The organism is Nocardiopsis coralliicola, from assembly GCF_054779695.1.
In genome coordinates, this window is the sequence record NZ_BAAGXT010000001.1 from 31,542 (window position 1) to 47,981 (window position 16,440).

Below are 16,440 nucleotides of genomic sequence, written 5' to 3' on the forward strand. Positions count from 1 at the left end.
CGGTGCGGCCGCTGGCGGTGCCCTGCCCGGCGCTGGGAGGCGGGCCGCCCGGGCGCGGCATAACCGGGGTGTGCCCGCTGCGGCGCCCCCGGATGCGCGCCGGGCGCCGCGATCGGCGCGCGGCAGCGGGGGGCCGGTTCAGGCGGCAGGCGCCGCCGCGGGCTCGGGGGGCCGGAGCGAACCGTCGGCCAGGCGCTCATTCAGCAGCCGGGCCAGCGCATCCACCGTGCGCAGGGTGGGCGCCGGCGCCCCGGTGGCGTCGGCGAGCTCCACCACGGCCGACAGGATCACGTCGAGCTCCAGCGGCCGGCCGCGCTCCACGTCGATCAGGGTCGAGGTGCGGTGCCCGCCGGCGCGGGCCGCGCCCTCCATCCGCCGCTCGATGGAGACGGCAGGGCGCACCCCGAGCCGGCCGGCGACGTCGAGGACCTCCGCCATCATCGTCCGGACGACGTCGGCGGCGCCGTTGCCGCAGAGCTGCGCCATGGTGGACCGGGTCAGCGCGCTCAGCGGGTTGAACGCGGCGTTGCCCATGATCTTGATCCAGATGTCGGAGCGGATGTCCTCCTCGACCGGGCACTTGAGCCCGCCGGCGGCCATCGCGGCGGCGAAGTCGGCGCACCGCTGCGAGCGGGTGCCGTCCGGCTCGCCGATGGAGAACCGGGTGCCCTCCAGGTGCCGGACGGTACCCGGCTGCTCCAGCTCGGTCGCCGCGTAGACCACGCAGCCGATCGCCCGCTCGGGTGCGATGGCGGCGGTCACGGCGCCGCCCGGGTCGGCCGCTTCGACGCGCCGCCCGGCGAGCGGTCCGCCGAGTCCGTGGAAGTACCACCAGGGGATCCCGTTCTGCGCGGCGATGACCGCTGTTCCGGGGCCCAGGAGCGGCGCCAGCAGCGGGCCGCAGGAGGCGTAGTGCTGGGCCTTCAGGCCGAGCAGGACGTAGTCGACCGGACCCACTTCGCCGGGGTCGCTGGTTGCGTGCGGGTGCGCGGTGAAGTCGCCGCGCGGGCTGAGTACCCGGACCCCGCCGGACCGGATGGCCGCCAGGTTGGGGCCGCGCGCGATGAGGTGGACGTCGGCCCCGCCGCGGTGGAGTGCGGCGCCCGCGTAGGCGCCGATGGCGCCGGCGCCGAGGACGGCGATACGCATGGTTGGGGTCCCTTCTCTCGTGCGGATAAGATCGTATACAGTATGCGAACAGTTCTGCCGGGCCCGTCGACCCGCCGGAACGGAGAAGGAATGCCGGAAACCGGCGGGCCGCGAAGTTTGCATGTTCTTCTCGCCGCGCCGATCCGGCGGCGCCTCGTCCGTTCGGCAGCGGAAGAAGGATCGAATTTCGTAGACTGTGTACAGAACGTGCGCGGCGGGCCCGCCGCCCCGCAGCCGCCGACCCCCGTACCGCACCAGCGCCCAGGAGTACGCCGCCAGGAAGCGGAGGCCGCCATGTCCCCCCGATCGACGAGCACCCCGACCGGCAACGGGCGCGTCCGCCGACCGGTACCGCTCCGCGAGGCGGTCTACGAATCCCTGCTCGACCTCATCACCACCCGCGCGCTGCCGCCGGGGCGGCACCTGGTGGAGACCGAGCTCGCCGCCTACCTGGGGGTGTCGCGGCAGCCCGTGCGCGAGGCGCTGCAGCGGCTGAGCAACGAGGCATGGGTCGACCTGCGCCCCGGGTACGGCGCCTTCGTGCACACCCCCAGTGAGAGCGAGGCCGACCAGCTGCTGGCCGTGCGTGCGCTGCTGGAGACCGAATCGGCCCGGCTCGCGGCCCTGCACGCGGCCGGCGGCGACGTGGAGCGGCTGCGCCAGTCGTGCCGGCGCGGCGCTGCGCTGGCCGCCGGCGGCGAGGTGGAGGAGGCCGTCGCCGCCAACGCCGACTTCCACCGGGCGGTCACCGAGGCGTCCGGGAACCGCGTGCTCGCCGAGCTCGCCGCCCAGGTGGACCGGCGCGTGCGCTGGTACTACGCGCCCATCGCCCGGCACCGCGGCCCCGCCTCCTGGGACGAGCACGCCGCCATCATCGACGCCGTGGCCGCCGGTGACTCCCTCGCCGCCGCCACCCTCATGAACACCCACACTGAACGCACCCGCGGCGCCTACCGCGCCTACTGTGCCGCCGAACCCGCCGAACCCGACCGCGCCGACGGCGACGGCGCCGCTCCCGCCCCGAGCCACTAGCCGGCCCAGCAGAGGCCGCCTGATGAGGCCGATCTCGCAGGGCCTGCCCGGCGACGCGCTGCTTCCCGCCGCCGGTCGCGGCCGGCCAGCGGCCACCCACTGCGCAGATGGCGGCCCTCAGCCGGCCGAGGAACCCGACGCACTCGCACTCTTGCCGTGATCCCGGAACAAGGGGCCTCGGCGCTCCACTGCGGCGGCCCGCATGGGTCCCCGGAAGGCACCCGCAACGTGGAGTCTGCCTCCTCGGACCTCAGCTGCCCCCGGCGGTGGCCCGGCCCCAGCCTTGCGACCCGACGAGCGCGGGTTCGGACCGCAGCCGTGGCATCTGGGCGGCGACCCGTACCGCCGTGAGACGGCGAAGAGCGGGCGCTGGACGCCGTTGCACCTGTTCTGCGCGGTGCTGCGAGCGGCGCACCGCCAGTTGTCCCCGGTGCATGCTCAGCGCATTCGATCGCTGCGGCTTGCGGGTGTCCTCGGGTACCTGCTCCCTGGCAGGCCTGAGCTGTCTCTCCGGCGGCGACGCTGCTGCCTGCGTCCTGTGCCACTGGCGGGAGAGGAGGTGTGAGACCCGGGCACAGGACACCGTGTCGCCCGCTCCGGCGCGGTGATGCGCAGAGTCAGCGCCGCGCCGCCCGCACCCGCAGCTGCCTGATGGTGGCTGGTCAGTGCCGCGGAGGTGCGCCGTTAGCGCGGTCGGCGGTCCTGGCGGGCGGTTAGGGGCGCCGCTCGTGGGCCTCGGCGTCGGCGAAGCCGGTGCCGGCGAAGAGGTCGGTGACCGTGGTGAAGTGGTAGCCCTCGGCGTGCAGGCGGGCGAGGATGTCGGGGACCGCGTCGACCGTGGAGGCGTGGATGTCGTGCATGAGCACCACCGAGCCGGGCTGGGACAGCGACACGGCCTCGTCGGCGACCTTGCCGGAGTCGCGGCTCTGCCAGTCCATCGTGTCCACGTCCCACAGCACCACGGGCATGTCGGCGGCGGCGAGGGTCGCGTCGGTGTAGGAGCCGTAGGGCGGGCGCATCGTCGGCGGATGCACCCCCGTCGCGTCCTCGATCTCTGCGGCCGTGCGGTCCAGGTCGTCAGCCACAGCGCCACCCGACATCTTGCCCAGGTCGTCGTGCTTCCAGGAGTGGCTGCCGATCTCGTGGCCCTCCTCCACGATGCGCCGCGCCATCTCCGGTTCGGCGTCGACCAGCTGGCCGAGTACGTAGAAGGTCGCCTGGGCGCCGTAGGCGTCCAGCTCCTCGAGGAGCCGGCCGGTGTGCTCACCGGGACCGTCGTCGAAGGTCAGCGCGACGCACTTGGCGCGGGAGCAGTCCAGCGGCGCGGCGCCGGGGCCCTCGTCCGCCGGCGGCTCGCCGTCCACCGCCGCATCGCGCGCCTGCACACCGAACGGGGAGAGCAGCGGCAGCGCCTGCTCGGCCGGGACCGCGATCTGCTCGCCGCCGGCCGTGACGAGCAGGCCGCCCTCGGTGTCGAACGCGGCGCCGGCGAGCGGCGATCCGGAGTACTCCTCGGCCAGCGCGCCGGCCTCCTCGGCGTCCGGGCCGCTCTGCGCCGGAGCGCCGCCGCCTGCCAGGGGCTCGGCGGAGCCGTCGCCGGCAAGGCCATCCGGCACCTGGCCGGTCTGCTCGGCCGCGAGCCGCGCCACTTCGCCGTCGAGCTCGGCCAGGGCGCTCCCGCCCGCGAACAGCGCCGTCCAGGGCAGCACCTCGCCGCCGTTCCACCAGTGCGTTTCCGCCTGCGGTCCGTCCTCGGCGCCGTCCGCCTCGACCGTGCGCTCGATGCGGGCGCCCTGCACCTCCTCCGACACCGCGACGGGCTCCGCGGCCTGGGTGAGCGATGCGCCGTCCTCGCCGGAGTGCTCCTCCAGGAAGGCGGTCTGGGCCTCGGCCATCAGCGTGCGGACTTCGCCGGCGAACGCGTCGGCGCCCGGGAGCACGAAATGCGCGGTGTCGACGGTCACGCCCCCGGACTCGACCGCGGTGGCGACCGTGCGCAGACCGGGTGCGTCGACCGCGGCCGCCTGAGCAGCGGGATCGCTCGGCCCGGCACCCACCGCGGCGGCACCCGGCACCGCCAGCACCAGGGCACCGCCGAGCGCAGCCGGCGCGTAGCGGAGCGTGCGCCGCGTCCGCGGCCCCACCGGAGCCGCGGCGGCCCGGTCCCGAACCGCGCCGGCCCACCGGGCCGCTGCGGCGCGCGCACCTCCCAGCGCGGAGCCGACCGCGGCGGTTCTCTCCGCCCCGAGGACCCGGCGCGGCAGAGCGCGGGCTGATGTCAGAGCGGAGCGGGCAGCGGAGCGGATTCGGGCGGCGAGCACGAGGCGGACTTTCCAGGGAGAAGGGGAATCAGGGGCCGGCTGCGGCGGGGCACGGCCACAAAAACGGCCACGCCGAACATACGGCCGTCTGCCCCCGCGTGCAATCGGGCGGTCACCGCCCGGATCGGCCGCACGCAGGCGCTTCCGCGTCCGGGGCCGCTGCTGGCCGCAAGCGGCGCCCGCCGCAGCGGAACCCGGCAGCCGGGCACTGCATCGCACGGGGCGGGCAGCGGTCCCGCCCCTGACCGGTCCCGGAAGGAGTGCCCGATGAGCGATATGCCGGCGCAGGAGCGGCCGCCGCCAGCGGACCGGACGAGCGCGACGGTGCTGCTGGTGCTGGCGCCGGCGGGGGCGGTGTGCTGCTTCAACCCCGTCACGCCGGTGCTCGGCGTCCTCGGCATCGCCCTGGCGGGGTCCCGTCCCCGGGCCGCCAGGGCATGCACCGCCGCCGGCTGGGCGGTGCTCGGTATCAGCGTGCTGGTGGTCGGGGGCCTGACGCTGCTCTCCCTGCTCGGCTCATACGAGGTCTGAACAGGACGTGGCCGCTCCCGGGGCGGCGGGAACCCGGCGGTCCGCACGGGAACCAGAGCGGAGGCAGCGGGATCTCCACCGCACGCCGATCAGCCCAGGGAAGCCCCGATGAGCCACGTACCCGGAGGCTGTTCGCCTCGGCCGCCCGGGTGCGGTCCGCCCCCGCCGCCCGGATACGGGCCGCCGGCACCGGGTGATGGGCCCGGGCCGCCGGGCCTGCCGGGAGCGACTCCGCAGGCCTCGGTGAGCGCCGCGGTGCTGCCGGCGCTCTCCCCGCCGTGCTGCACCCTCCTCTCGCTCATGCCGCCGGCCCCGGCGGGCTCGGACCGGCGCCTGCGCAGAGCGGTCCGCAGAGCGCGAAGACCTGCACCGCCGTCGGGTGGACGCGGGGGCTGGGCGCCCTGCACTTCGCGGGGCTCCATCGCCCCCCGGCATCCTGGGCGAGCTTTTCCGAGCGGGCCGGGTCGGACGGGCGCAGCGGTGCGGACCCGGTCCGCGTCCGGCGGAACCGGGAAGGCCGGCGGCGCATCAGAAGCAGTAGCGGCCGAGCCCGCTGTTCCTCCCTGATCCCCCGACACGCCTAGGGAGCCCTGATGAGCCACATGCCAGGAGGCTACGAGCCTCCTCCGGGCTACGGTCCGCCGCCGGGTTATGGCCCGCCCGGCTACGGCCCCCCGCCCGGCTACGGCCCCCCGCCCGGCTACGGGCCCTACGGCCAGCCGGGCGGGACGCCGCCGGGGACCGTGAACGCAATCGTGCTGCTGGTGCTCTCGCTGGTCAGCCTGGTGGCCTGCTGCCACCTGCTGTCGCCCGTCTCGGCGGTGCTAGCGATCCTGGGACTGGTACTGGCCCAGGGCAACCCGCGCGGTGCGACGGTGTGCACCGCCATCGGTTGGGTGGTGTGGGGGGTGGGGACCCTGGCAATCGCCTCGTTCTTCATGATGGGCTTCCTCGGCGTGTACTGAGCGGGCTGCCCCGCGGGACGGACCGTCAGCTGCGTGCACTCCGGCCCGCGCTGGCGGCGATCGCGCTGGCAGCCCAGCCCTCCGGCGGTGCCCGATCCGGCCCCGTCCGGTTCCCGGCCTGGGCCAACGAGCCGATAACGAATCCTCCGGGAGCGGGAACCACTGCGGCGGCCGGTGCATCGGAGATGAGAGCATCAGCAGGCCCCCGCGCTTACTGCCCTGATAAGGGCGGAGCTCCCGGAGAGGCCGCATACGTCCATGGAAAGCTGGAGACTTCGAGCATGAGCTACGGTCCCGGCGGCTACGGGCCGCCGCCTCCGCCCCCGCAGGGTCCGCCCCCGCCCGGCTACGGCGGTCCGGGGGGCATGGGCGGCCCGCCGCCCCCGCCGCCTCCGCCCGGCGGCTACGGCGGCCAGGAGCCCGTCAGCAAGGGCAGCGCGATCGGCCTGATCGTCGTCGGCGTCCTGTGCTGCAACTGCCTCACCCTCGTGCTCGGCATCGTGTCGCTGACGATGGCGGACAGCAACCCGCAGGCGTCGAAGACGTGCGCCCTGATCGGGTGGATCCTCTTCGCTATCGGCGTCGTGATCAGCATCGGCTACGTGGCGATCGTCGGCATCAACGGCATCACCGCAGGGATGTCCGAACCCAGCTACGGCTATTAGGCACACGAGGCAGGGACTTCGCAGATGAGCTACGGTTCCGGTGGCTACGGGCCGCCGCCTCCGCCCCCGCAGGGTCCGCCCCCGCCCGGCTACGGCGGACCCGGGGGCATGGGCGGCCCGCCGCCCCCGCCGCCTCCGCCCGGCGGCGGCTACGGCGGCGAGGCGCCCATCAACAAGGCCAGCCCGATCATCCTGATCGTTCTGGGCGTCCTGTGCTGCAACTGCATCTCGCTGGTGCTGGGCATCGTGTCGCTGACGATGGCGGAGAGCAACCCCAAGGCCGCCAAGACGTGCGCCCTGATCGGCTGGATCCTCGTGGCGCTGGGCATCGTCGTCAACATCGCGCTGTTCGCACTCGGCGTCTTCGACGCGATGCTCACTCCCACCGGGTCCTACGACACGACCTACTGACGTGTCCGCGGGCGCCGGTCCGTCCATCCTCATGGAAAGCTGGAGACTTCGCAGATGAGCTACGGTTCCGGTGGCTACGGGCCGCCGCCTCCGCCCCCGCAGGGTCCGCCCCCGCCCGGCTACGGCGGACCCGGGGGCATGGGCGGCCCGCCGCCTCCGCCGCCTCCGCCCGGCGGGTACGGGCCGCAGCAGGAGCCGCCGGCGGGCAAGGCCAGCCCGATCGCCCTCATCGTCGTCGGAGTGCTCGGGCTCTGCTGCTGCAACCCGGTCTCGCTGATCCTGGGCATCGTGTCCCTGGTCATGGCGGACAACAGCCCGCAGGCATCGAAGATCTGCGCGCTGATCGGCTGGATCCTGATGGCGCTCACCCTCGTGGGCTACGTCATCTACATCGTTCTGTACGGGTTCAGCAACCTGTACATGTACAACTCGCTCTGACGGTTCGGCCGAGCGCGCGTGCGGCCGCCCGCCCCGTATCTGCGGGGGCGGGCGGCCGCACTGCATCCTTGCGGTGCCGGCGGAGGCGCTCCGCGGCCGGCAGGCAGCCGGCCAGCTTCACCCGTTCCCGTCCTCGTCCGCGGCCGCGGACGTGCGTACCGCGGTCCGGACGATGGAGCGCAGCTGCTCGGTGATAGCGGCGCGGGTCTCCTCGAAGGCGGGACCGGTGAGGGCGTCCGGATCCGACGGGTCGAGCTCCAGGCAGGGCGTGTGGACGTGGCCGGCCGGGATGCTGCGGCCGGCCGTGTCCCGCAGGAACGTGTTGCGGTAGGCCACCTCATTGGACAGGTAGTCGCCGCCGCTGCCGCGGCGGGCCTGGGAGTCCGGCGAGGGGCCGTCCGGGCGCTCGACCGCGGCGCCGCCGCCGGCCGGTACCTCGGCCACCGCGCGGTGGTCGTGCACCGGGTAGGCGCCGGCCGCCTCGCGGACGATCGCCCCGCGCGGCAGCGTCGACTCGGTCCACTGCGGCCGGTCGTCCGGCAGCGACGGCACCGGTCCCGGCGCGCGCACCCGCTCGTTGTCGGGCGCGTCCCCGCGCCAGGCCGCGTTGAACGCCTCCAGTTCGAAGGCGTCGCCGCGCCCCCGGGACACGGTGATGACGGCGTCGGCCAGCACGGGGCCGCCGGCATAGTGCCGTGCCAGGCAGCGCTCGACGATGCCGCCGGTGAAATCGCGCCAGCGCACCGGGAAGACCGCCGTGCGCACCACCGCCGTGCGGCCGCCCGCCTCGAAGGCCTCGCCCTGCAGCGCCAGCGCCGCTACGCCCGACGGGTTCGAGCGGCGCACGTCCTCGTCCAGCCCGAACGGGTCGAACCCGGTGACGATGACGCGCAGCTGCCGGTCGTCCGGCGCGAAGACGAGGTCGTCGAGGCCGCGCGATGCCGACTCGAGCCGGTCCAGCAGGCCGGCCCGGTCCGCTTCGTCCAGCGGGAACGACGGCTGCCAGGCGCGCAGCCGCGCCACCAGGCTCAGCCGCGCCCAGTACAGCGGCCGGTCGTCGCCGACGCGGTCGCGGGCCGCCACCGCCTCCGACCACAGCCGGTGTCCGTGCTCGGCTGCGGCCTGCTGCGCTTCGGCGAGGTCGGCGGCGCGGTCGAGGTCGGCGGCGAACAGCGGCGCCGCCGCTGCGAACCCGGAACGGCGGAGCAGGGCCTGAGGAGCGTCCAGTGCAGCGCGCTCCTCCTCGGGGGTGGTGGCGGTGGAGTGCATGTCTCCTGATTCGGATGGGCGCGGTCGGGGCCGGGGCGTGAGTTTACCGGTCCCCGCCGACGCTCCCGCGCCCCGGAACCGCCGCGTTTCCCGGGCGCCGCGCCCGCCCGGCCCCGCGGGGCCGGGCGGGGCCTGAAAGCAGGGTCATTCCAGCCGGAACCCGAGGTCGGCCTCGATCGCGCCGACGTCCATCTGCGCCTTCTGCAGCGATCCCGAGTAGTCCCAGTTCATCGACTGCCAGCGGGTGAACTGGTCGAGCACCCACAGGCCGGAGAGCCGGCCGCCGTTGCCGGAGCGGCCGTTGCCGCCGAACGGCAGGTGCGCCTCGGCGCCGGAGGTGGAGTTGTTGACGCTGACCATGCCGGCCCCGATACCGCCGGCGAAGGCGAACACCGTCTCGGGGTCTTCGGTGTAGACCGAGCAGGACAGCCCGTACCCGGGCAGGTTGGCCAGCTCCAGTGCCTCCGTCAGGTGCCGGTAGGTGGTGACGCCGACAATGGGGCCGAACGTCTCCTCCAGGAACAGCGGCTCTTCCGGGCGCACGCCGTCCACGATCACCGGATGGTAGAACAGGCCCGCGGACGGGTCGCCGACGAAGCCCGGCCGCGGCGCCGACGGGGTGATCCGCCCGGTCGCGCCCGAGCCGAGCACCCGGTGGTGGCCGCCGATCCAGCCGAGGTAGCCCTCGTAGCGGTCCGCGAAGCGCTCGCTGATCATCGGCCCGTAGAGCACGTCGGACTCCGGATCGCCGACGGCGGCGCCCGCCACCGCCGCCTCGAAGCGCTCCAGGAAGGCGGTGTGCACCGACTCGTGCACGATGGCGGTGCCCAGGGACGTGCAGCGCTGCCCCGCCGTGCCGAACCCGGAGAAGAGCGCGCCCTGCACCGCGAGGTCGATGTCGGCGTCCTCGGCCACCACCATCGGGTTCTTCCCGCCCAGCTCCAGGCAGGGGTTCTGCAGGTAGCGGCCGCACAGGGCGCCGATGCGGGTGCCCACCTCGGAGGATCCGGTGAAACCGACCTTGTCCACGGTGCCCTCGCCGAGCGCCGCCTCCAGACCGGCGAAGGTCTCCTCCCCGCCGGCGTAGACGATGTCGAGCACGCCTTCCGGCAGCCCGGCCCGGGTGAACAGCTGGTAGAACGCCCACGAGCAGGACGCCGCGTACTCGGCCGGCTTCCACACCACGGTGTTGCCGGCCAGCAGCGCCGGGACGATGTACCAGCTGGGCACCGCCACCGGGAAGTTGCCCGCGGTGATGACCATCGCGGTACCGACCGGGCGGCGGAACGTGAACAGCTGCTTGTCGGGCATCTCCGAGGGCACCGTCTGGCCGTACAGCCGGCGCCCTTCGCCGCGGAAGAACTCGCAGGTGTCGATGATCTCCTGGACCTCGCCGAGCGCCTCGCCGTAGGGCTTGCCGATGTCGCGGGTGACGGTGCGCGCCAGCGCCTCCTTGTTGGCCCGCACCAGATCGCCGATGTTGCCGATCACCTGGCCGCGGATCGGCGCGGGCGTCGCCGCCCAGGCCGCCTGCGCGGACTTGGCGGAGCGGCAGGCGGCAGCCACGTCGTCCCGTCCGGCGAGGCTCACCTCGGCCAGGACCTCGCTGGTGCGCGCGGGGTTGGTGCTGGTCATCGGCGATTCCGTGCGGGGAAGCCGCTTGCCGGCGATGACGCTGCGGAGGTCGTCAGGGGTCTGGGTCACCGAGTGCTCCATTGCTCTGTTCGGCGGTGCGGATCAGTGCGCCCGATTCTGCCCGCCGCCGGTCTCCGGGGCCAGGGCCGCCGGTTGCGGCCCCGGCGCGTCCCCGCCCCTGCCTGCGCCGGAGCGGGCGCGCGGGGCCCCGCTGCGGTTCAGTGCGCCGCGCCCAGACCGGCCTGCCGCCCGGCGTCCGGGCCGCATGCGGCGCCGCGCTCCGCGGCCTCCCCGGCGCCGGGCCCGCCCCGCTCCACTGCGCCGTCCGCGGCGGGGTCCGCGCCGAACTGGGTGCGGTACAGCTCCGCGTAGGTGCCGCCGGCCGCGAGCAGCTCAGTGTGGGTGCCCTGCTCGGTGATGCGGCCGCCGTCGACCACCAGGATCCGGTCGGCGGAGCGGATCGTTGCCAGCCGGTGCGCGATCACCAGAGCCGTCCGTCCGGCCAGCGCCTCGGCCAGCGCCGCCTGCACGGCCGCCTCCGACGACGCGTCCAGGCTGGAGGTGGCCTCGTCCAGGATCACCACCGACGGCGCCGCCAGCAGCAGCCGGGCGATGGTCAGCCGCTGCCGCTCGCCGCCGGAGAAGCGGTGCCCGCGTTCGCCGACGACGGTGTCCAGCCCGTCCGCAAGGCCGGCCACCAGCCCGTCCATCCGGGCGCGGCGCAGCGCCTCCCACAGCTGCGCGTCATCGGCGCCGGGCGCGCCGATCAGCAGGTTGGCGCGCACCGTGTCATGGAAGAGGTGGCCGTCCTGGGGCACCATGCCCACCGCGGCGCGCAGCGCGGCGGCCGAAGCGTCGCGCACGTCGAGGCCGCCGACGCGGACTGCCCCCTCGTCGGCGTCGTAGAGCCGCGGCACCAGCTGGGCCAGCGTCGACTTGCCGGCGCCGGACGGCCCGACCAGCGCCACCGTCTCGCCCGGCTCGGCGCTGAACGACACCCCGTGCAGCACCGGCCCGGATTCCCGGGTGTCCAGCACGGCCACCTCCTCCAGTGAGGCCAGCGACACCCGTTCCGCGCTCGGGTAGGCGAAGCCGACGCCGTCGAACTCCACCGCCAGCGGGCCGTCCGGCAGCGGGCGCGCCCCCGGCCGCTCGGCGACCAGCGGTTCCAGGTCGAGTACCTCGAAGACCCGGCTGAACGCCACCATGGCGCTCATCACCTCGACCCGGGCACTGGCAAGCTCGGTCAGCGGCGCGTACAGCCGGGCCAGCAGCAGGGCCATGGCCACCACCGAGCCCGCGTCGAGGGCGCCGGCGAGCACGCTGTACCCGCCCAGGCCGTAGACGACGGCGAGCGCCAGTGCGGAGACCAGGGTCAGCGCGATGACGAACGCCTCCTGCACCATTGCGGTGCGCACGCCGATGTCGCGCACCCGCCGGGCACGCTCGGCGAACTCGGCCGACTCCTCGGCGGGCCGGCCGAAGAGCTTCACCAGCGTCGCACCGGGCGCGGAGAACCGCTCCGTCATCCGCGCACCCATCGCCGCGTCGTGGCCGGCGCCCTCGCGCTGCAACCGGGCCAGCCTGGCGCCCAGCCGCCGGGTCGGAATGATGAACACCGGCAGCAGCACCAGGGTGAACAGCGTGATCTGCCAAGAGATCCCCAGCATGACCGCGAGCGTGAGCACGAGCGTGACCAGGTTGCCGACCACGCCGGAAAGCACATCGCTGAAGGCGCGCTGCGCACCGATCACGTCGTTGTTGAGCCGGCTGACCAGCGCACCGGTGCGCGTGCGGGTGAAGAACGCGACCGGCATCCGCTGCACGTGGTCGAACACGGCGGTGCGCAGGTCGAGGATGAGGCCTTCGCCGATCGTCGCGGAGAAGTACCGCGCGGCCAGCCCGAACCCCGCCTCAGCGAGCGCGATGACGGCGATCAGCCCGGCCAGCGCGAGCACCGTCGCCAGCGGCGTGCCGGCGATGATTGCGTCGACCGCCCGGCCGGCGAGGACCGGAGAGGCGACGGCGAGCGCCGCCAGCAGCACGCTCGCGGCGAGGAAGAGGCCGAGCCGCCCGCGATAGGGGCGGGCGAAGACGGCGATGCGGCGCAGCACCGCCATCGAGAACGGGCGGCGGTCCGGGTCGGCGTGCATCGCCGTGTACAGCGACGACCACGCCGCCATCTCCATGCTCATGGTGCTGCTCCTCTGCCGCAGGGCCGGTCTGGAGGAGCGTAGGACTTCGTGTTAACTCGAAGTCAACGCGCCGGCGGCCGGGGCGGGGAGCGGGACGGAGGCGGCGGCGCAGCCGCTGCGGGCTACCGGGCCGTGTGCTGCGGCGGCCGGTCCAGCCGGGTCACCTCGCCCAGCGCGCCCCACTCGTTGCGGCCCAGCCGCGCGATCGGGCGCAGCCGCTCGATGCCGGGCAGCCCGTCGGTGAGCACCCCGGTGTCGACGGCGACGTGCACCACCCGGCCGAAGACGACGGTGGCGCCGCCGACCGGCACCGTCGTATGCAGCACGCACTCCAGTGCCACCGGGCTGTCCGCCACCCGCGGCACCGCCACCGCAGAGCCCGGCTCGCGCTCCAGGCCTGCCGCGTCGAACTCGCTGGCCTCCGGCGGCAGCGCCGCCGAGGTCGCGTTGATCTGCTGCTGCAGCCGCTCCGGCGCGAAGTTCACGGTGAACTCGCCCGTCGCCTCGATGTTGGCCAGCGTGTCCTTGCGGCCCATCGACGTGAACAGCACCGTCGGCGGGTCGGCCGAAGCGACCGTGAAGAACGAGTGCGGTGCCAGGTTCGCCGTGCCCTCCGCCGTCAGCGTGGACACCCACGCGATCGGCCGCGGTACCACCACCGACGTGAGCATCCGGTAGAAGTCGCGCCCGGGCAGGTCTGCGGGTGTGTATTCGGTACGCATCGCGCGCCATTATCCCCGGTGGGGCGGCGCGCGGCACCCGCCGGGGGTGGAGTGGCCCCCGCACGGGAAGACCCGCGGCATGGACCTGATCAGCCTGGCCGACGTCGACGCCGCCGCGGAGCGCATCCGGGGGCGGGTGCTGCGGACGCCGCTGCTGGGGTGGCCCGGGGAGGATCCGCGGCTGCTGCTGAAGCCGGAGAGCCTGCAGCCGGTCGGCGCGTTCAAGATCCGCGGCGCGACCAGCGCGCTGCTCGCGCTGGACCCCGGGCGGCGCCGCGCCGGGGTCGTCACGCACTCCTCCGGCAACCACGGCCGTGCTCTCGCCTACGCCGCCCGAGCGGAGGGCGTGCCGTGCACCGTTGTGGTGCCGCGCGGCGCGCCCGCGGTGAAGGTCGACGCGGTCCGTGCGCTGGGCGCCGAAGTGGTCGTCGTGGAGCCGGCGGCGCGGGCCGCCGCCGCGGAGCGGATCGCCGCCAGCACCGGGCGGGCGCTGGTGCCGCCGTTCGACGACCGGGAGGTGATCGCCGGCCAGGGCACGGTGGGCCGGGAGATCGCCGCGGACCTGCCGGACGCGGCCACCGTCCTGGTCCCGGTCGGCGGGGGCGGGCTCGCCTCCGGCGTCGCCGCCGCGCTGGCCGAGCTGAGCCCGGGCACCGCCGTGGTCGGCGTCGAGCCGGAGCTGGCCGCCGACGCGGCGGAGGGGCTCGCGGCCGGCCACCGCGTCGTCTGGCCCCCGGAGCGGACCGGCCGCACCGTCGCCGACGGCGTGCGGGTGGGGCCCTCCGAGCTGACCTTCGCGCACCTGGCCGCGCTGCTGGACGGCATCGTCACCGTCACCGAGGAGGAGATCCTCGCCGCCGTCAGGGCGCTGGCGGTCGGCGCGCGGATCGTCGCCGAGCCCAGCGGCGCCCTTGCGGCGGCCGCGTTCCTCGCCGGCCGGGCCGGAGGAGGGAAGACCGTCGCCGTCGTCTCCGGCGGCAACGCCGATCCGGCGCTGCTGTCCCGCGTCCTCGCCGGTGCCGGGCCGGGCGGGGGGAGCCCCAGCCCGCCCGCCGCCGGGCCGGGCCCCGCCTGAGCCCGCGGCGCCGATCCGCGGCCGCTGGAGCGGGCGGGCAGCGGCCGTCTCCGGAGCCGCGGAGGACGGCGCAGAAAAAGGGGAGGGGCGCCCGATGGGGAACGGGCGCCCCTCTCCCAGGAGGCCGAGGCGGGAGGGGCGGGCCGGGAGGGGGTGGCCCGATGCCTCGGCCGTCTGCGGGCGGACCCGCGGGAACCCCTCTGCGAGCCGGGGCTCCCGCGGACCGCCAGGGCCGGCTCTGCCGGCGCCGGCCGTGTGCGGCTAGCGGCTGTCGCCGGCGCCGACTGCGGCCTTGTCCGGCCCGCCGTCGCCGCCTCCGCCGTCCGTCGGCTCCGCAGCTCCGCCGGCCTCGGGGGCGTCCCCGGTGCTGGCGCTGCCACTGGAGTCGGACTCAGCGGTCTCGTAGCTCAACAGCGCTTCGGTGTCGACCGAGTCGGGGTTGTTGAAGACCTCGCGCATCCGCTCCTTGTCGAGCTCGCCGTTCCAGTGGGCGATGGCGAGCGTGCCGATGCCGTTGCCGGTCAGGTTGGTCAGCGCGCGGCCCTCGGACATGAACCGGTCGATGCCGACGATGAGCGCGATGCCGGCCAGCGGGATGACGGTGTCGAACGCCGCGAGCGAAGCGGCCAGCGTGACCAGTCCGGCGCCGCTGACGCCCGCCGCGCCGTTGCTGGAGATGAGCATGAACAGCAGCAGCCCGATCTGGGTGGCGATCGGCACGTCCACCCCGGTGACCTGCGCGATGAACAGGGCGCCCATCGTCATGTAGATCGCGGTGCCGTCCAGGTTGAACGAGTAGCCGGTCGGGATGACCAGGCCCACCACCGACTTCTTCGCGCCGGCGGCCTCCATCTTGGCCATCATGCGCGGCAGCACCGACTCGCTGGAGGAGGTGCCCAGGACGATCAGCAGCTCGTCGCGGATGTAGCGGATGTACTTGAAGAGGTTGATGCCGCACATCCAGCACACGGCGCCCAGCACCAGGAAGATGAACAGCAGGCAGGTGAGGTAGAAGCTGACCATGAAGAAGGCGAGGTTGCCGAGGATCTCGGAGCCGTACTCGCCGATCGTGAACGCCATGCCGCCGAAGGCGCCGATCGGCGCCGCGTACATCACGATCTTGATGACGCCGAACATGATGTGCGACATCGTGTCCAGAGCGCGGATCGCGGGGCGGCCGCGCTCGCCCATCATGGTCAGCGCACAGGCGACCAGGATCGCCAGCACCAGGACCTGGATGAGCTGGCCTTCGGTGAAGGCCGAGAAGAACGTCTCGGGGACCAGGTCGAGGACGAAGCCGGTGACGCCTCCGCCGCCGGTCTCCTCCGCCTCGGCGATGGTGCCCGCCGCGTCCGCCTCGTCGAAGGAGACGCTGAGGCCGTCGCCCGGCTTGATCAGGTTGATCGTGACGAGGCCGATGCCGAGCGCGAAGACCGTCGTCACGTTGAAGTAGACGATCGCCTTCAGCGCCAGTCCGCCGGCCTTGGCGAGGTTGCCGAGGTTGGCGATGCCGACCACGACGGTGCAGAAGATCGTCGGGGCGATGACGACCTTCACCAGCTTGATGAAGAAGTCCGCCAGCCACTTCATGCCGGCCGCCTGCTCCGGGAAGGCGAACCCGACGCCGATGCCCAGGGCGATGGCCACCAGGACCCAGAAGTACAGGTGGTGCCAGATGCGCTTGCGCTTGACGGGCGGGGTGCCGTCGCCCGCGCCGTCGGATTCCGAGCGCCTCGTGCTGCCCAGGGCTCCCATGGACGGATCTCCTCGTGTGGGGGTGCGGATGCTGTCTGCGCCACCCAGGCCTGTGACCGCTGACCTGTGACCGGCGACACCCGACTTTCCGTACGAAGGGGTGATCGGGGCAACTCCGTTGACGACTTCTTCAGATGCCCCTGACATTCGCAATCCGCCCGTTACGCGCACCGGGATGGGCAAACCCCCTGATGGGCCGGAGACGGCGCGGTTGCCGCGGGTGTATCTGCAGTGGTGGGGGCGCACGCGCGACATGCAGGCGCCGTGCCGCCGTCAC

14 protein-coding genes are annotated in these 16,440 nt (G+C 74.3%); 7 read left to right on the forward strand and 7 right to left on the reverse strand.

Features of this window, described 5'->3' with window-relative positions; all coding sequences use genetic code 11:
• Positions 1 to 138: 138 nt before the first annotated feature.
• Positions 139 to 1,149, reverse strand: coding sequence for a 2-dehydropantoate 2-reductase (locus ACYVGT_RS00125; protein ID WP_460854235.1), 1,011 nt, complete (start codon positions 1,147 to 1,149; stop codon positions 139 to 141).
• A gap of 294 nt (positions 1,150 to 1,443) precedes the next feature.
• On the opposite strand from ACYVGT_RS00125, the gene ACYVGT_RS00130 reads away from it, so the two are divergent.
• The gene (locus tag ACYVGT_RS00130; protein ID WP_460854236.1) at positions 1,444 to 2,181 is read left to right on the forward strand and encodes a GntR family transcriptional regulator; all 738 of its coding nucleotides are present in this window, start codon (positions 1,444 to 1,446) and stop codon (positions 2,179 to 2,181) included.
• A 713-nt stretch (positions 2,182 to 2,894) separates the two neighbouring features.
• Here the strand turns inward: ACYVGT_RS00130 and ACYVGT_RS00135 are convergent.
• The gene (locus ACYVGT_RS00135) at positions 2,895 to 4,502 is read right to left on the reverse strand and encodes a polysaccharide deacetylase family protein (RefSeq protein ID WP_460854237.1); all 1,608 of its coding nucleotides are present in this window, start codon (positions 4,500 to 4,502) and stop codon (positions 2,895 to 2,897) included.
• Positions 4,503 to 4,769: 267 nt separating this feature from the next.
• Here ACYVGT_RS00135 and ACYVGT_RS00140 point away from each other — a divergent pair, with 267 nt between their 5' ends.
• The 5 genes from ACYVGT_RS00140 (at position 4,770) to ACYVGT_RS00160 (ending at position 7,512) form a co-directional block, all read left to right on the forward strand.
• Positions 4,770 to 5,033, forward strand: a complete 264-nt coding sequence (locus tag ACYVGT_RS00140; RefSeq protein ID WP_460854238.1) for a hypothetical protein — start codon at positions 4,770 to 4,772, stop codon at positions 5,031 to 5,033.
• 593 nt (positions 5,034 to 5,626) lie between these two features.
• Positions 5,627 to 5,998: a hypothetical protein gene (locus tag ACYVGT_RS00145; protein ID WP_460854239.1), complete on the forward strand. Its 372-nt coding sequence runs from the start codon at positions 5,627 to 5,629 to the stop codon at positions 5,996 to 5,998.
• Between the two features lie 281 nt (positions 5,999 to 6,279).
• Entirely contained in the window at positions 6,280 to 6,663 is a 384-nt protein-coding gene (locus tag ACYVGT_RS00150; RefSeq protein ID WP_460854240.1) for a hypothetical protein, read from the forward strand.
• Positions 6,664 to 6,687: 24 nt separating this feature from the next.
• Positions 6,688 to 7,074 (forward strand): hypothetical protein, encoded by a 387-nt coding sequence (locus tag ACYVGT_RS00155; protein WP_460854241.1) that lies wholly within the window; start codon positions 6,688 to 6,690, stop codon positions 7,072 to 7,074.
• 54 nt (positions 7,075 to 7,128) lie between these two features.
• The gene (locus ACYVGT_RS00160; RefSeq protein WP_460854242.1) at positions 7,129 to 7,512 is read left to right on the forward strand and encodes a hypothetical protein; all 384 of its coding nucleotides are present in this window, start codon (positions 7,129 to 7,131) and stop codon (positions 7,510 to 7,512) included.
• A gap of 117 nt (positions 7,513 to 7,629) precedes the next feature.
• On the opposite strand, the gene ACYVGT_RS00165 is transcribed toward ACYVGT_RS00160, so the two are convergent.
• The 4 genes from ACYVGT_RS00165 to ACYVGT_RS00180 form a co-directional block, all read right to left on the reverse strand.
• Entirely contained in the window at positions 7,630 to 8,781 is a 1,152-nt protein-coding gene (locus ACYVGT_RS00165) for a pyroglutamyl peptidase (RefSeq protein ID WP_460854243.1), read from the reverse strand.
• Between the two features lie 144 nt (positions 8,782 to 8,925).
• Entirely contained in the window at positions 8,926 to 10,485 is a 1,560-nt protein-coding gene (locus ACYVGT_RS00170; RefSeq protein WP_460854244.1) for an aldehyde dehydrogenase family protein, read from the reverse strand.
• Between the two features lie 149 nt (positions 10,486 to 10,634).
• Complete coding sequence (locus ACYVGT_RS00175) at positions 10,635 to 12,611, reverse strand: ABC transporter ATP-binding protein (RefSeq protein WP_460854245.1); 1,977 nt, start codon at positions 12,609 to 12,611, stop codon at positions 10,635 to 10,637.
• Between the two features lie 122 nt (positions 12,612 to 12,733).
• Entirely contained in the window at positions 12,734 to 13,333 is a 600-nt protein-coding gene (locus ACYVGT_RS00180) for a flavin reductase family protein (RefSeq protein ID WP_460854246.1), read from the reverse strand.
• 79 nt (positions 13,334 to 13,412) lie between these two features.
• On the opposite strand from ACYVGT_RS00180, the gene ACYVGT_RS00185 reads away from it, so the two are divergent.
• On the forward strand, positions 13,413 to 14,408 hold the full coding sequence (locus ACYVGT_RS00185; protein WP_460854247.1) for a threonine ammonia-lyase: 996 nt from the start codon (positions 13,413 to 13,415) through the stop codon (positions 14,406 to 14,408).
• A 261-nt stretch (positions 14,409 to 14,669) separates the two neighbouring features.
• Here the strand turns inward: ACYVGT_RS00185 and dctA are convergent, their stop codons facing one another.
• The gene (gene dctA / locus ACYVGT_RS00190; RefSeq protein ID WP_460854248.1) at positions 14,670 to 16,163 is read right to left on the reverse strand and encodes a C4-dicarboxylate transporter DctA; all 1,494 of its coding nucleotides are present in this window, start codon (positions 16,161 to 16,163) and stop codon (positions 14,670 to 14,672) included.
• Between the last annotated feature and the right edge of the window lie 277 nt (positions 16,164 to 16,440).

Coding starts and splice junctions, on each gene's coding strand:
- ACYVGT_RS00180 (WP_460854246.1), bottom strand. CDS start 13,333: ATGCGTACCGAATACACACCCGCAGACCTGCCCGGGCGCGACTTCTAC.
- ACYVGT_RS00185 (WP_460854247.1), top strand. CDS start 13,413: ATGGACCTGATCAGCCTGGCCGACGTCGACGCCGCCGCGGAGCGCATC.
- ACYVGT_RS00130 (WP_460854236.1), top strand. CDS start 1,444: ATGTCCCCCCGATCGACGAGCACCCCGACCGGCAACGGGCGCGTCCGC.
- dctA (WP_460854248.1), bottom strand. CDS start 16,163: ATGGGAGCCCTGGGCAGCACGAGGCGCTCGGAATCCGACGGCGCGGGC.
- ACYVGT_RS00160 (WP_460854242.1), top strand. CDS start 7,129: ATGAGCTACGGTTCCGGTGGCTACGGGCCGCCGCCTCCGCCCCCGCAG.
- ACYVGT_RS00165 (WP_460854243.1), bottom strand. CDS start 8,781: ATGCACTCCACCGCCACCACCCCCGAGGAGGAGCGCGCTGCACTGGAC.
- ACYVGT_RS00145 (WP_460854239.1), top strand. CDS start 5,627: ATGAGCCACATGCCAGGAGGCTACGAGCCTCCTCCGGGCTACGGTCCG.
- ACYVGT_RS00155 (WP_460854241.1), top strand. CDS start 6,688: ATGAGCTACGGTTCCGGTGGCTACGGGCCGCCGCCTCCGCCCCCGCAG.
- ACYVGT_RS00140 (WP_460854238.1), top strand. CDS start 4,770: ATGAGCGATATGCCGGCGCAGGAGCGGCCGCCGCCAGCGGACCGGACG.
- ACYVGT_RS00125 (WP_460854235.1), bottom strand. CDS start 1,149: ATGCGTATCGCCGTCCTCGGCGCCGGCGCCATCGGCGCCTACGCGGGC.
- ACYVGT_RS00150 (WP_460854240.1), top strand. CDS start 6,280: ATGAGCTACGGTCCCGGCGGCTACGGGCCGCCGCCTCCGCCCCCGCAG.
- ACYVGT_RS00175 (WP_460854245.1), bottom strand. CDS start 12,611: ATGAGCATGGAGATGGCGGCGTGGTCGTCGCTGTACACGGCGATGCAC.